This is a genomic window from Enterococcus sp. DIV0840, assembly GCF_050527835.1.
GTDB classification, from domain to species: Bacteria; Bacillota; Bacilli; order Lactobacillales; family Enterococcaceae; genus Enterococcus_L; species Enterococcus_L ureasiticus.
In genome coordinates this window covers 1,482,841-1,498,737 of the sequence record NZ_CP172876.1, presented here as the reverse complement: position 1 = coordinate 1,498,737, position 15,897 = coordinate 1,482,841, and the positions used below count along the sequence as shown (strand labels likewise).

The following is a 15,897-nucleotide window of genomic DNA, read 5'->3' as shown; positions in this document are numbered from 1 at the left end:
GCTTTTCTCTTATCTGCTTCCTTTGATTATTTAGGTGTTATATAAACCAATTGTGCTGCTGTTTCTGAATCAATGGTTCGTGTTGAAACAATCCCAAGGCCTAGTGCATTCATTTCTGAGATTTCGACTGTACCATCTTCTCCCACTTTTTCCACAAAGGCAACATGTCCATATGTTCCATCAGCCCCTGCTATCCCTGGCTGAAAAGAGACCGCACTTCCAGCTTTTGGTGTATTTGACACTTCGTAACCTTGCGCAATACCTGTACTTCCCCAATCCATGCCATTTCCCATCGTTAAACCGATAGTCCCACCTAATTGAGTGATTCGATTATAAACATATTGCGTACAGTTACCTGCTGCATAACTATTTGCGCTATCATAATTCACATGGTTATATGGCTCAAATTCCCCACCAAAATAAGGCGTTAACGCGCCCTCTTGATCGTACTTTGTTAGATCATAAATATGAATCAATTCATCAAGTTTTTGATTATACGCACTATCGGTGGCATAGGTTCCGGTGAGTGCTAAAGTCACTTGGTGATGACTCTCCGTCGAACTTTTTAATGTGTCCGTAAAAATAGGATTTTCACCACTTAAAAGTTCTGCATAATCTTCAAATGATTCTTTATAACTAGGATATTGTTTAAACGCTGCTTCAATTTGATAAATTTGACCCGCTCCGTCATCTTCAATTGTTTGAAAAGAAACACTTTGATCTTCATATGCTCCTTTGATTCCAAATAAATTAAAATAGGGCATTTGACTTAATTCACTGCTTCCTGAAGCGGATTCCAAAATGGCTTGAGCTATCATGACTGAAGCATATAAATTATGCTCTTTTGCTGTGGTCCTAGCTTGTTCACCGATCTTTAAAATAAAATCCTCCGTTGATTTTTCGACTTGGATGTGTTGCTCTTCCATCAGTAAAAGCGATTGTATTTCTTGTTCCTCTGGGACTTCGTTTGATTCTGTTTCATATGTATATTCATTGGCAAATGTCGAGACTGGACCTGTCAATGATAATTGTGTTACTAAAATTGTAGCAAAAATAAATGTTGAAACCTTTTTCAATACTATTCACTCCTATTTTTTGTTTTGTTGAATTAATCATTAAGTGTAGAGTAAAACATCTCTTTTACTCTACACTCAAAATTCAATTACTAGTGAGATAAACACACGCTATTTGCCTAAAGCCAAGAGCTGAAATTTCGATGAACGATTGATTATTCACTTACATTTAGAACCTGTGTTAGGTATCCTTGGACGATCTGATTCGACTCTTCCTCATTGTATTGATCATAATAATTAATTTCATGCAAAATACGTTTTACTTCATAAATTGCTTTTTTTTCTTCAAACCACAACTTCATACTTTGTCTTTTGCTTGTTGCTTCATTTGCTTTTAAATAGGCTAACTCCAGATCTAACATTTCTAAGGTTTTGGCAATAAGTTCAATAACTTCATCGTTTGTCATCCTCTTTGTGCTCCCTTCAAGCGGTTATATTAGTGGGTAAATCCTTGTACATGGGCCTCTGTTTTTTCATGATATAAAATTCTAGCACTATTTAAATCTTCCACACATTGTTCAAAATCTCTAATCAAAGCGTTTGCCATGTTTTGTCCTAAATCGGCGCGGCAGACAAATCGTTGAATCACTTGATTATCTAAATCTTTCGGTAAAGGATATGCTGGAACCTGCCATCCTTTCATTTGTAGACGATCGGCTAGATCATAAAGTGTCCATTCTACATCTGCATTTTCTTTCAATGTATAGCAGACGATCGGTAAGTTTTCACCGTCGTTGTAAATATCGAACAGGCCAGTTGCTTCTACTGCTTTAGAAATACTTACAGCAGCTTCTTTAGTACGTGTGTGAAGTTCTTTGTATCCATCAAAACCATAGCGATAAAAATTGTAATATTGTCCAATAATTTGGCTGGCACTTCTAGAAAAGTTGATAGCCATTGTCGGCATATGCCCACCTAAGTAGCTAACATCGAAAACCAATTCTTCGGGTAAATATTCTTTATCACGCCAGAGGACCCAGCCAACACCTGGATACACTAAACCATACTTATGACCAGATGTGTTGATAGAGACAACATTTTTCAAACGGAAATCCCATTCTAATTCTGGGTCTACAAATGGAACAAACATTGCGCCACTGGCACCGTCAATATGAATCACAAGTTCATGTTCATGCGTTTTATTATAGTTTTCTGCTAACGCATCTAATGCCTTGATATCGTCAAATTTACCAGTGTAAGTAATGCCTAAAATCCCGACGATTCCAATTGTATAGTCATCTACATAATCCAACACTTTATCGATATTCATGCTTAACTTTCCGTTATCCATGGGTACTTCACGCATCTCAATATCCCAGTATACACAGAATTTTTCCCAGCAGACTTGATAGCCTGACGCAATGATTAAGTTTGGTTTTTGCGCGTTGATATTCAACCCACGTTTGATTGCTTGGTTGCGCCAGCGGAATTTCATCGCCATACCGCCTAGCATGCAAGCTTCACTTGAGCCAACTGTAGAAGTCCCCATGATTCGCTTCATATCTGGTGCATGCCACAAATCAGCTAGCACATTGACACAACTAGTTTCTAATTCTGCTGTTTGCGGATATTCGGATTTATCGATCGCATTTTTTTCCATTGTTTCAGCCATTAACTGTGTTACTTCTGGATCCATGTAGGTCTGGCAAAAAGTTGCTAAGTTTTGACGGGCGTTTCCTTCATCAATCAACTGATCTTTGATCAAACGGTAAGCCACTTCTGGCGCTACTGGATTTTTATGTAAACTTGTCATGACCACGGCTTCGCTTGATGCTTCTGTTCCGAAAATTGGGGTTGTTTCATTATTTTGATTACTCATTGTTTGTTTCCTCCATTATCATTTTATGTTTTTGCTATGTGCTGTTTTTTTGATTGTTGCTATGTCTGAATGATGAAACTTAAAGGAAACAAGATCGTTTCTTTGTCTCCTTTAAAGCTTCATTTTTTAACTTGATTAAAATCAATTTAAGGTTTTGAATGTTTCAATTTTATCTGCCATAAAAGTGATTGGTTTATCTACTTCAAGCAAGTCATCTGTGATCGTTACTTTAGCGATTTGGCTATTATCGTAACTATTAAAGTAGTAAGAACGGCTTTCGTTACACATTGTTCCTACATATTGAGAGTAATCTTGAGCACCTTCTGAGGTCACAACAATTCCTTTAGGGATTCGAACCGTTGCTAAAATATGGTAGGCGTTGGTTACACCAGTTGCTTCATCTTGTGCTTGGTCGATATGTTCTTTGAAGAACGCTGCTCGAACAAAACGTTCAGGCGGTGTATAGCCACCAGGTAAGCCCATTGTGCCCGTTCCTTGTGAGAATGGTAAAGCAAGATAATCACCGAATCTTGCTGGCTCATATTGAGCTGGCCGTACATGTAGATAATTACGCAAATTATCGATATGCCATTCAAAATAAGGAGTATTTGTCATCGTTCCTACTGGATTTTCTTTGATTTTTAGTTCTTTTTCAGTTGGTTCAATAATCACGCAACGACCAGATTCATCTGTAATGATCCAATGAAGTGGTGTAATGATATTCAACATTGGTGCCTTAAGCCCAACTAAGTTGATCTCTTTGATATGCTCTGCCACTTCTTCAATCGTCGCACAATTTCCTAAAATCCATAAAATTAATTCATGAGGTGCAAAGTTTTTTTTGCCTTGCTCCGCTTCTGTTTGATAAATTGCTTCTCCTGGTAAATATAATTCTGCGATAGAGAGTCCTTTTTCGTTGACTCCATCCGCTACGAAGTATGAACTCCCTAACAATCGTCCAGCTCCTACAAAGCCAAGTGAATTCGTAAATGATTGCTCATTGACTTCTGAAACCCATGTATAGTTTCTGGGCATATAGGTTGGGCTAGGATCCAACGGGAATGAAAAATCCATTGTTCTTGATAGTAGATGTTTGTTGTCTTTCGTTTTTGTAAAAATACTTGTGCACATAATGTCACGTCCTTTTCTTATTTTTGTCTTATTGACAATTCCTATTTTACAAGGATATTTGGTGTTTTATTTTTGTTATTCTGTCCGTTCTTTCGACACAATTTTACTGATGAATTTAATGCGTTTGACTGAATTACTTTTTACTATTCATTTTCAAGTGCTAATAGTTTTTGATTGTCGTCTAGTTCAGACTTTCCTTCTAAATGTTTCTTTTGCAGCCAGTTCATAGAGATACCTAGTAGAATCACGAAAGTAATGAAAACCACGCTTAAAATGATGACACTTTTATCAAACATTGGTGCACCGATTCCGCCGGAAATTGCTTCACGGAAGCCATAAATCGAGTAAGACATTGGTAAATATGGATGAATCGCATTGAAGAAGCCGTTCGTCAATGGCATTGGGAAGGTTCCCCCTGCCCCGCCTAGTTGTAAAACAAGCAAGATCATTGCTATGAATCGTCCAGGATTATCGAAGGTCATCGCCAAGAACATGACTAAGAACATATAGGCCCAAGCACTGATAAAGGACATCAAGTAAAATTGTCCAATGTTGTCAACATGTAAGCCGATAGCCAACATTAATGAAGCTTCAATAACTGCCATCGCTGTTGAAACAGCAAAACCAATTGAGACTTTACTTAACCACCAGTTACGAGCAGATTGTCCAGCCAATGATACTCTGCGAATTGGGAAAACAAAGTTAAACACAAGACAACCAACAAATAACGCAAGTGACATGATATATGGAGACAATGCTTCACCATAATTTGCTACATGGCTGTATTCATCTAGCTCTAAATCTGCTGGTGCAGCGAACATTTCGATATTCTTTTCACCTAAATTCGCTTTTCCAGCCATCCCTGCTGCTTCACCTAGAGCTGATGCTAGTTGAGATGAGCCGCCTTCTAATTGATCTACCCCACTCATTAATTGTGGTGAGTTGTCTGTCAATTCAGCTAAACCACTATTTAATTGCATAGCACCGCTATTTAGTTGGGTTACGCCAGCTGAAAGAGTTGGCATTTGTGCTGACATTTGATCTAATCCATTAGATAGTTGATTTCCGCCTGTCGCTAATTGATTAACATCTGATAAGGCAGTTGGTAATTCGGTACTTAAAAGGGTTAAATCAGTCGAGGCTTGATCCAAATCACTTACCAAGGTAGATGCTTTCATTGATAATGGTGGTAAGTCAATGACTGCTAACAAACCATTTGTTCCAGTTTCAATCTCATTGATCCCATTTTTCAGATTATTTGTATTAGCTGAGATTCCTGCCGCTAGTTCACTTAAAGCTCTAGCTTGAACTGCTAGTTTTTCAGCTGAAGTTGTTGCTTGTTGAATATTTGCTGACAATAAGGCTGTTTCTGATTGAATCTTAGCATTTTGAGCTGATTCAAAGGTAGCAATTTGGCCATTGATATCTGCAATCAATTGACTTTTTGTGGCAGCTTCAATGCCTTCATGTTGATTGATACTTGCTGTGATTTGGCTTTGAAGACTACTTGAATCAATTGCTAACTTCGTATTTAGTTCGTTTAATTGTGCACTGACTTGTTGTAAATCGGTTGAAATTTGACCAGAGTCAATCGCAGTGTTTTCCAATATTTTTGAATCTGTCATCATTTTATCTAAATCTGCTTTCGCTTGATCTAAATTATGCTGAATCGTTTCTTTTGAGGTAGCATCTAAGCTGTTTTCGACATTTTGCAATGCTTGTTCTAATTCTTTGCTCCCTCTGGAAAGTTCATTTAAACCTGCGCTTAATGCAGTAACTTTCGTATTTAAAGGTTGTGCTTTACCGTTGACTGTGTTGAGAGCTGAACTTAATTCTGAAGCCCCAGCATCTAATTGATCAACGCCAGAACTTAATGGACCAATGTTTCCAGCTAATTGATTGGTACCAGAAGCTAGCTGAGTTGAACCGCTGGCAGCTTGTGAAACACCTGCCGTATATTGACCTAATCCACTTTCTAATTGTGTCGTACCTGTCGCTAATTGAGTAGCGCCATCTGCGGCTTGATCAATTCCTCCAGCAGCTACTTTCACAACATCATTGACAGCCGTCAAGTATGATGCAGTAACATTTTCTCGGACTTGCGCTTCTAGCGTGGTAGCTCCTATTTGAGATATTTCTTCCCCAATATAGTTGAGTGAACCATTCGTCGTATAGGTGATCTCCATTTTTTTGGGATCTTTATCTAAAAGTGTCGTGGCATCTTTTGAGAAGTCTTTAGGAATCGTGACGATCATATAATAATATAAATCCTCCATTCCTTTTTTCGCTTCATCGGCCGAGACAAACTCCCATTTTAAATCATGATTTCCTTTAAGATTCGCTACAACTTGCTCTCCAACGTTGACCTTTTGGCCCATCATTTCTGTTGGTTTGTCTTCATTGACAACCGCTACAGGTAAATCTTTCGTTCGACCGTATGGGTCCCATACTGATTTTGAAAAGAAACCGGCATAAAGAATCGGGATAAACGTGATTGCGATAACAGATATCAATAGAATCTTATTTTTAAAAATATTAATGAACTCTTGCTTGATCATTTTCATGCTTTTTACTCCCTTCTATTTGAATACTTGAGGTTACTTTGTGGTGACGACTGTAAAAATGATAAAATACAAACGGAATCGCTAATGTCACAAGATAGCTAATTCCCAAAGTAATGAGGTAAGTATGTATTTCATTTCCTTTTAACTCACTTGGCGCAATCATTGATGAACCAATCGCAAGAAGAGACAATAGTAATCCTGCTCCGCCGATCAATCCTTTGCCAATTTTTCCACCTGGCACATGATAGGTTCTTTCTAGTCCTTGATTGGAACGTTTGAACACCAAAACAAAGTAAGCAACAAAGAAAAGAACATAGGCACTTAAGTAAATGATGACGGTCAACGAAATGGCCGTTAAAAAGGATACATTGCTGCCACCTCCGCCAAGAGTTAGCACTGCTGCCCAAATCGTGACGATAATTCCTTGAAGAATCAATAATGGAACTGGCACTTTGTTCTCGTTCACTTTTTTGAACCTAGCTGGAATCAACCCTTTTTGTGCGACAGTACGTAAACCTTCAGTCGGTCCAACGATCCATGAACAAACTTGGGCTAACACACCAAAGGCGACTAAGACTGCAATCATTTTTACAACCCACGTTAATTGACCATTCTCAGCTAAAATCAAGGTTTGGAATGTTTGAACAACACCAGAATTCAATGACAATTTATCAGCTGGAACGACCATTGAAACGGCACTTCCACCAATCGTACTTAAGATAATACCGACGATGACTAAGATAAACATCACGAGCGGATAATTTTTCTTAGGATTTTCTAACTCATTGATATGAGGAGCAGATGCCTCAACACCCATGTAAGCGAGCATAAATGACGCAAGTGCTGCGAAATCTTTTCCTTTTGGCAAAAATCCCTTTTCCGTAAATGACGGTGCAACTGGATGTCCTCCGATCATGATATATTTGATCGTTAAAATCAACATCAGTCCGACAGGGACAATAATCCCGATCACAAATCCCGCTTTAGCAACTTTTGCCGTTGTTTCTGTCCCTTTGAATTGAAGCAATGTAGCAATCCAAAAGATCAATACCACACTGGCAAATTTCAATAGAGGGTTACTGTTTAAAGCAGGTATTCCTACTGCATAAGATAAGGAACCGATAATAAAATAAATCATCGTCACAAAGCCAACGGTTATTTGAAACCACTGGAAAAATATAGCCGCAAATCCAAATTTTTCACCTAAGGTTTTGCCAACCCAGCCAAAGATCCCTCCTTCCTGATAGCCTTTAATAGTGGCCATTTCAGCGGAACATAATGCAACTGGTAAGAACCAGAATAGTCCACAGACAAGTAAGAAAAAGATAAGTGTCATTCCCGACATAGCGAAAGTTGGATATTCATAGACTGTTATAAATAGTGACGCTGTCATAGCGAAAAAACTGAACAACGATAATTTTCTTTTAGTTTCTGACATTTTTTTTATTCCTTTCATTGTTTATTTATAAGAACAAGACAGTACTTTTCTCTTATTTAATAAGCTCCTGTTTCAATAACGACTATCTTGTTACTCATTTAAATGCTTTTCTTATATTGAAAATTCCTACGACTAAAAAGGTAAAGCTAATAAAAATAACAAGTGTCAATGCTGCGATCATCGGATGAAAAAATAATAGGATGCACGTTATTACGCCTAAAGCATTTACCGTTAATAAAAACCAGTAAGAGACACTGCTGACTTCTTTGGTAGCTAATACACTTAAGAACCGCGATATTGCATTGAACACAAACCAGAAAACAAAGACAAATGGCAAAAGAATCTTTCCGATACTTAAATGAAAAATGAAAAAGCTACCGATCAAAAGATCAACGACGCCGATCAACGCAATTAATTTAGAATAAAGTCCGACCCAGTTTTTCATGGCTTGATTTGTATAAAGTTCGAATATTCCTTTTGCAATTGTTACTATTGAAAAAAGTACAACCAATAGGGTCAGATCAGTCACTGGATGTTTAATTGTTACTATCGACACCCAAATGAAAATTATTCCAATAATAAAAGCCCCAATCTTAACGCTTGTACTTCTTGTCATAACAAATGCATTCCTCCAATCATTTTCGATATGTATCAACTTTATATCCGTAGTATAGTAGATAAAAAGCGGATTATTTTTCTACATCTTGTCGTATGATGCGAAATAAAATAAAAAAACAAAAAGAATAAAATAGGCCGAATAACATAAAAAAAGTGGCTAGAACTATCTTTCATGATAGTTCTAGCCACTTTTAAATTAGGGTCGTATCAAACCAGTTTTCGTTCATTCATATACACGTCCTTCGATTTTTTCGATCTATTTTCGATCTTGCGACACCCGAATGATCCTGACTTTACATTGGTGTAAAGAATGAGAAAATCCATATAGTATTTAAATTTCTCGCAGATTTATCTAGAATTAAAGGAGTATTTTTGGCATGGTATAGGTATCCCTGATTCTTTCACACAAAAAAACACTCCAAGCATAAAACAGGAGTGTTTGGGTAGCTATTAAATAGTACAGTATTCCAATTATGGAGCAACTCATTTTTATCCTCTAATATTCACCTTTGATTACAAAGAAAGAACCACGAATTGTCCCGGCAAGTTTCGATTTTTGACGCGCGAATTTAAACTTCCCTTCAAATTCTGCTGGAATCTCCATACCATCAGATAACTTAAACCCAACTGCACGTTTGCCACCTTCTTCAAGTGTATACATCACATTAACAGCTAATCCATTTTCATAAAAGACATAGGCCATTTTGATCCCCTCTACCTCAAAAATTGATACTTCTAATGGTTTATACGGAAAGTTCATATCACGTTCAGCCAAAATTTTTCCGACCCAAGCTAAAGTTTCCGGATCTTCATTTGCTGGCACTGTTACAAATTCATGTTTGTATTTTATTCCAATAATAGCGTGCTTCATTTGCACGTAAGCCTGCTAACGTTTCCGCTACTGGAGAAGTTTCAAAACCAACAGTTGAGACATTTTTAAAATCCACTTTATAAGACATTTTTGCGCCTCTTTTCTTTTTATATAGGCATAGTATAGACGAATAGGATAGTAGTGACAAATAATAAAGACTAAATGATTTTTTTCACAAAAGACTTGGAAATTTGTTTTTCATCAATTATAGTTAAGGTGTAAGATTATACGATCTAGCTCTTTCAGCTTTTAACTTTTTAGGAGGAACCGACATGAATATCCTTTATATATCAATATCTGGTAATACCCGCTCATTTGTAAAACGTCTGTCTGCTTATGCTTTTGATAACTATAATACCCAAATAGAACTAAAAGAGATTCACGAAAACTCGACCTTTGAAGATGAAACAGAACCTTTTTTTACTTTTGTACCAACTTATTTAGATGGCGGTAATGGTGTCGATAATGGGGATACAGAGATTTTAACAGAAACGATGCGGGAATATTTAGATTATCATAGCAACTATCGTTATTGTTTAGGTGTCATTGGTAGTGGAAATAAAAATTTTAATCATCAATATTGTTTAACCGCGAAGCAATATGCAGAGAGATTTGATTTTCCATTTTTAGCAGACTATGAACTTCGGGGAACACAAGAAGATTTGGAACGAGTTTATACAGTTTTAGCGGAAACAATAGCTAAGAAGAATGGTTAAAGAATAAAATATCTAAATTCCTAATTCTCATTAATCAAAGAATAAAGGATTTGGAAATTTTTTTTGGAATCTAAAATATATTTGTTCTAGCTATTTTGAAACTATTAATTATTATCCGCTTATTTCCATATAAACTAACTATTTTGTCATTTTATTCAGATAAATTAATTCATAATTTTTGCACTTTCAAAAAAACTGTTTTATTATTAATTTATTCTAAATAAAGGAGGTAACACATATGAAAGCTTTAGATTCAGTTGCGTTAGCATTGTTGATCGTCGGTGGTTTAAACTGGCTACTTGTCGGACTATTTGAATTTGATTTAGTTGCGACGATCGCTGGCGGTTCAACAACTATTTTCGCTAAAATCATCTATGTGATTGTTGGATTATGCGCCATTTATTGTCTAAAATTTTTCCCGCTTATTTCTAGAAGAGATCAAGCATAAGACTGATTAAGACCTGATTTCAGGTCTTTTTTTCATCTATCTCCCTTTTCACCATTTTTCTTAATTCTAGCAAAAAGAGAGAATGCTGATCGCAGCATTCTCTCTTGAGCTTATTAAGTTTTACAATAACTCTTTTCTCAATTCCTCATCTGTCCGATCAGACAAATATTTAGGTGGAATATCCAAAACAGTATATGCGCCAAATTGTTTTTCCTTAGCCAAACGAACACAAGCTCTCGCATACGCAACTAAAACACTTGCCGTAAATTCCGGATTACTTTCTAGTTGTAAATTATATTCAATCACTTGTTTTGTATTTTCATGTGTTGTTCCAATATGAAGAACTGTCCCGCCATGAGGCATCTTTTTGTGATTTTGATCAAGTTCAGCTTGAGAAATAAAATGAACTTCTGTATCATAATCGGCAAAATAATTGGGCATTGAAACAATTTCTTCCTGAATATTTTCTGCGTTTGCATCCTCTTCAAGCACAACAAAGCATTCTCTAAAATGTTTATCTCGCGTACTCAAATTCAACTGTTCGCCTGCTTCAAGTTTTTCGATCACTTCGCTGTTTGGAATCGTGTATTGTACTGCATCTGTCACGCCATCGATTCGTCTTAAGGCATCTGAATGTCCCTGACTGACGCCTTTCCCCCAAAAGGTATTTGTCTCTCCAACTGGTAAAATACTTTGTGCATATAATCGATTTAAACTAAACAAACCTGGATCCCATCCCGTTGAAATAATTGAGGTTGTTTGATTTTCTTTTGCCACCTGGTCCACTTTAGCAAAATGCTCTGGAATTTTAGCATGAGTGTCAAAGCTATCGATGGTATTAAATAAATGCGTCCATTCTGGCGTTTGTGTTGGTAAATCAGTTGCTGATCCTCCACATAAAATACAAACATCGATCTCATTTTTTTATGTTTAAGCTGATCCATCGTGAAGGCATTCGCGCCTTCTGTCTGAACTGTCTCAGGGGCTCTTCTTGTAAAAACACCTACTAATTCCATATCTTTATTTTGCTTTATTGAACGCTCAACACCGCGTCCAAGGTTCCCATACCCGACAATTGCTACTTTTATCATACTTACATTCCTCCACTTCTATGCATCAAATTATACCAAAAGAAAAGCTCTTTTGACAATTGATGTTGGACCAGCGAATGATTGATTCTTTAAAACGTACTACTCTAAATTCAATTGTTTCTTTATTGCAGCTATGGCTTTTTCCCTTTCTGCTTCGGGAATACGTTCATAAGAAATACCTTCCTCACCAGTATAACCATCACCTGTAAATCCTTCCCCTTGCAACTGGCTTGTTTCAATATCAATTAGCGCTTTTTGGTAATTTTTCATTAATTGCATCATCTGATCTAACGTCATATCTGTTTTTCCATTATCCCCAATTACATCCAGCAACTCTTGGTAACGAAACGCATTCTTCATAGACATTAATTCTTTGCCCAACTGAATAGTCACTTCGCGTTCTCTCTTTTGTCTGCCATAATCATTTTGAGGGTCTTCATGACGCATTCGCGCATATTGCAATGTTTCCCAACCGCCTAAATGTTGTTCTCCTTTTGGATAATGAATTCCTTCAGCATCAAACGCAAAATCATTATTAACTGTCACTCCACCAACTGCATCACTCAATGCCGCTAAACCATCCATATCAATGACAAAATAATGATTGATTGGGATATCTAAATAATGTTCAACTGTATCAATCATCATTTTATCACCGCCGAACGAATGAGCATGGTTGATCTTGTCATGTAAACCATCTTCTCCAACGATCTCTACATAAGCATCCCTAGGAATACTCGTAATCGTCGTCTTTTTCAATTGATTATTGACCGTTACGACCATGATCGTATTGGCTCTAAAATCTGTTTTACGTTTTGAATCATTTGCGATTCCTAATAGTAAAAAACTAACCGGCTCACTATTTTTAAGCTCCACAGGTTTTGCTTCTCGGTCTAATGGTTGATACATTTTATTCGCTGTTTTTTGAACATTTTTAAAGACTGTCGCTCCATACACAGAGGCACCGGCAACAACTAATAAAAGTAATGTCAACCCACTTAATATTGTTCTTTGTATAAATCTTTTTTTAGCATCTGGCGTTGAAAATGTTCTATTCAAGAACAGCTTTTGAAGGCAAACATACGAAAGATTCACCCAAGCATAACTTAAAAGAAATCCTGCCAGCACATCACTTGGATAATGAACCCTTAAATAGATCCGACTCAATCCAATCAGACATACATAGATAATCAACACGTTTTTCAAATGTCTGTAATTCTTTGATCGTTCTGGATAAATCGTTTGTGCCGCTATGATAATTGAACACACCAAACACATAGCTAATAGTGAATGTCCACTGGGAAAACTGTATGATGTTCTTTCTGCTAACTGTCCTACATTAGGTCTCATTCTTGCAACAAGATTCTTAAGTAGAAACCCTATAGCACTGACCACCAAAACATTGCTACTCATCCAAAAAGCTAGTAATTTTTGTTTTTTTCGCCAAAGGATAAATGAGACAATCAGACTCACAATAAAAATCGGCACAATGGTTGCAGTTTTAGCAAATAGATTTACAATACTCGTGATCATAGCGTTTGGTTTCCAACTAATTTGGTAAATCGCCGAATCTAACTGATGAAACCATGAAGCATTCTGAACAACAAAAAAAGTTAACACTGAAAATAATAGGACACTTAAAATAGCTGGAATGAACTTTTTTTCTTTAAACGTATACATGTATAAAATCCCTTCATTTCTTATATTAGATAAAATTGTTAGCTCAAAATCAGTACGCATGAAATTTCATTAAAAATGCCAATAAAAAAACGCCTAAGTTCATGCTTCTTGCAGAAGAAGTGAATGATCCAGCGTTTTTTTCGCCAATCGTCACTCCTAAAAACACAAGCAGGTACTAAGACGGTAAACAATCAGCAAATACGTTCTCTATTTACCAAAAGAAAAAAGTCAAACATTCTTTCCTACGACGTTTGACTTTCAATCAATCTCATCGTCTGAGTTTTAGCACTATACAACGTAAAGAAAATTTCTTAGCTATTTTATGAAAAGCCTTAATTCGACAATTCCTGTTTTACACATTGGCGTCTTTCGACGTTTCTGCGCAATAGCCTATGTTTGTATAGGAGCCTCACCTAACAAGGTTATTTATCTATTTATTTTCTAAAGAATAACGCTGGAAAGATTTTTTTTCAAGTTATTTTAAACGTCTTTATGTTTTCTTAATTTAAATAAAACAAATTTTGGCTATTATTTTTTGAATAAAAAAAAGAAGCACTCATCATTTTTTTGATAAGTGCCTCTTTTAGAGCCATTTTATTCATCTAACTCTTCAAACTGCGAGTTGTAAAGTGAAGCATAGTAACCACCTTCAGCTAGCAGTTCTTCATGTGTTCCTTGTTCTTTGATATCGCCATCTTGCATATAAAGAATTTTATCTGCATCTTTGATTGTTGATAGACGGTGCGCAATAACAAAGGATGTACGTCCAGCCATTAAGTTGTTCATGGCGCCTTGAATCAAGCCTTCCGTTCTTGTATCAACAGATGACGTTGCTTCATCGAGAATCAAAATCGGCTTATCGGCTAAAATCGCACGAGCAATTGTTAGTAATTGTTTTTGACCTTGAGAAATATTTGATGATTCTTCATTTAATTCCATGTTGTAGCCGCCAGGTAATGTTTGAATAAAGTGGTGAACGTGTGCGGCTTTAGCCGCTTCGTAGACTTCTTCATCCGTTGCATCTAAACGACCATAACGAAGGTTTTCCATGATAGTTCCTTTAAATAACCAAGTATCTTGTAAAACCATCCCGATATTTTTACGTAAATCTGCGCGGTTAAAGTCTTTGATATTATAACCATCGATTTTAATCGCACCAGATGTTACATCGTAAAAACGCATCAATAGTTTAACCATGGTTGTTTTACCAGCTCCAGTCGGTCCAACGATTGCCACTGTTTGGCCTGGATCAACATGTGAACTGAAATCATTGATAATGATTTTGTCTGGTGTATAACCAAAACGAACATGTTCAAAGTCGACCATACCTTTGGCTTTATCGATTTTAACTGGATTTGGTACTGTTTGTGCTTCTTCATCTTCTTCAAGGAATTCGAAAACACGTTCAGCTGCTGCTGCCATTGATTGAAGTAAGTTAGATACTTGTGCCAATTGAGCAATTGGTTGTGTTAAGTTTCGAACGTATTGGATGAATGCTTGAATATCCCCAACGGTAATCGTACCATTGTAAGCTAATATCCCACCAAAGATCGCTACTGCAACATACCCTAGATTTCCAACAAAGTTCATGATCGGTTGCATCAAACCAGAAAGAAATTGTGATTTCCAAGCTGATTTGAATAATACATCATTTTGCTTTTTAAATTCTGTAAGAGAATTTTCTTCATCATTGAAAAGACGTACGATATTGTAACCGCCGATTGTTTCTTCAACTTTACCATTGATCACACCAAGATATTCTTGTTGTGTTTTGAAATATTTTTGAGAGTTTTTTACCACAATCAAAATTAAGATCATTGAAATTGGTACGATCAAAATCGCAATCCCTGTCATTTGCACAGAAATCGATAGCATCATTACGATAACCCCAATGATGGTGAATACTGATGTAATAAACTGTGTGATCGATTGATTTAGTGATTGACCTAAAGTATCCACGTCATTTGTGATACGAGATAATACTTCACCCGTCGTACGGCTTTCAAAATAGTTCATCGGCATGCGATTGATTTTTTCTGAAATTTCTTTACGCATGCGATATGTGATTTTTTGCGAAATCGTTGACATGATCCAACCTTGAATAATCCCGAAGGCTGAAGCCACTAAGTAGAGTCCTAACATGAAGAGTAAGATTCCACCAATTTTATTAAAATCGATTCCACCGGTTCCTTGATATTTTTTAATCAAACCATTAAATAATTCTGTGATCGCTTGTGATAAGATTTTTGGACCCCAAATATTAAATACGGTTGAGGCAATTGCAAAGATCATTACAAAGAAAACAGGTATTTTATAAGCACCAATATAGGAGATTAATTTTTTTAGTGTTCCTTTAAAATCTTTGGCTTTTTCCACTGGAGCGCCATTTCCAGGTCCGCGTCCGCCACGAGGGCGATTTTGTGTTTGTTCTGCCATTATATTCGCTCC

Annotated in this window: 11 protein-coding genes, 2 pseudogenes and 1 riboswitch; of the genes and pseudogenes, 2 read left to right on the top strand and 11 right to left on the bottom strand. The window is 36.6% G+C overall.

Annotated features, from left to right (window positions below; genetic code table 11):
* Positions 1–26: 26 nt before the first annotated feature.
* The 8 genes and pseudogenes from IGL98_RS07085 to IGL98_RS07050 all read right to left on the bottom strand — a co-directional run bounded on the left by IGL98_RS07085 (position 27) and on the right by IGL98_RS07050 (position 9,602).
* The gene (locus IGL98_RS07085; RefSeq protein WP_242590189.1) at positions 27–1,076 is read right to left on the bottom strand and encodes a glucosaminidase domain-containing protein; all 1,050 of its coding nucleotides are present in this window, start codon (positions 1,074–1,076) and stop codon (positions 27–29) included.
* 152 nt (positions 1,077–1,228) lie between these two features.
* Entirely contained in the window at positions 1,229–1,480 is a 252-nt protein-coding gene (locus tag IGL98_RS07080; protein WP_069645062.1) for a hypothetical protein, read from the bottom strand.
* Positions 1,481–1,509: 29 nt separating this feature from the next.
* Entirely contained in the window at positions 1,510–2,892 is a 1,383-nt protein-coding gene (locus IGL98_RS07075) for a glutamate decarboxylase (protein WP_206845463.1), read from the bottom strand.
* Positions 2,893–3,033: 141 nt separating this feature from the next.
* A complete protein-coding gene (locus IGL98_RS07070) occupies positions 3,034–4,023 on the bottom strand; it encodes a choloylglycine hydrolase family protein (RefSeq protein WP_206845466.1) in 990 nt (329 codons plus the stop codon).
* 143 nt (positions 4,024–4,166) lie between these two features.
* Positions 4,167–6,587: a YhgE/Pip domain-containing protein gene (locus IGL98_RS07065; RefSeq protein ID WP_206845472.1), complete on the bottom strand. Its 2,421-nt coding sequence runs from the start codon at positions 6,585–6,587 to the stop codon at positions 4,167–4,169.
* On the bottom strand, positions 6,559–8,025 hold the full coding sequence (locus IGL98_RS07060) for an amino acid permease (RefSeq protein ID WP_206912079.1): 1,467 nt from the start codon (positions 8,023–8,025) through the stop codon (positions 6,559–6,561). Before IGL98_RS07060 ends, IGL98_RS07065 begins: the two co-directional genes overlap by 29 nt.
* Positions 8,026–8,119: 94 nt before the next feature.
* Positions 8,120–8,641 (bottom strand): DUF308 domain-containing protein, encoded by a 522-nt coding sequence (locus IGL98_RS07055; protein WP_206845476.1) that lies wholly within the window; start codon positions 8,639–8,641, stop codon positions 8,120–8,122.
* A 498-nt stretch (positions 8,642–9,139) separates the two neighbouring features.
* Positions 9,140–9,602, bottom strand: a pseudogene (locus IGL98_RS07050) (phage tail protein).
* Between the two features lie 184 nt (positions 9,603–9,786).
* On the opposite strand from IGL98_RS07050, the gene nrdI reads away from it, so the two are divergent.
* Both nrdI and IGL98_RS07040 read left to right on the top strand, forming a co-directional pair.
* Positions 9,787–10,230 (top strand): class Ib ribonucleoside-diphosphate reductase assembly flavoprotein NrdI, encoded by a 444-nt coding sequence (nrdI, locus tag IGL98_RS07045; protein ID WP_206845480.1) that lies wholly within the window; start codon positions 9,787–9,789, stop codon positions 10,228–10,230.
* A gap of 238 nt (positions 10,231–10,468) precedes the next feature.
* Complete coding sequence (locus tag IGL98_RS07040) at positions 10,469–10,678, top strand: DUF378 domain-containing protein (protein WP_069645070.1); 210 nt, start codon at positions 10,469–10,471, stop codon at positions 10,676–10,678.
* A gap of 120 nt (positions 10,679–10,798) precedes the next feature.
* Here the strand turns inward: IGL98_RS07040 and IGL98_RS07035 are convergent.
* The 3 genes and pseudogenes from IGL98_RS07035 to IGL98_RS07025 all read right to left on the bottom strand — a co-directional run bounded on the left by IGL98_RS07035 (position 10,799) and on the right by IGL98_RS07025 (position 15,885).
* A pseudogene (locus IGL98_RS07035) lies at positions 10,799–11,769 on the bottom strand (diaminopimelate dehydrogenase).
* Positions 11,770–11,868: 99 nt separating this feature from the next.
* Positions 11,869–13,449, bottom strand: coding sequence for a phosphatase PAP2/LCP family protein (locus tag IGL98_RS07030; RefSeq protein WP_206912078.1), 1,581 nt, complete (start codon positions 13,447–13,449; stop codon positions 11,869–11,871).
* 260 nt (positions 13,450–13,709) lie between these two features.
* Positions 13,710–13,877, bottom strand: a riboswitch (M-box (ykoK) riboswitch).
* A 166-nt stretch (positions 13,878–14,043) separates the two neighbouring features.
* A complete protein-coding gene (locus IGL98_RS07025) occupies positions 14,044–15,885 on the bottom strand; it encodes an ABC transporter ATP-binding protein (RefSeq protein ID WP_206912077.1) in 1,842 nt (613 codons plus the stop codon).
* Between the last annotated feature and the right edge of the window lie 12 nt (positions 15,886–15,897).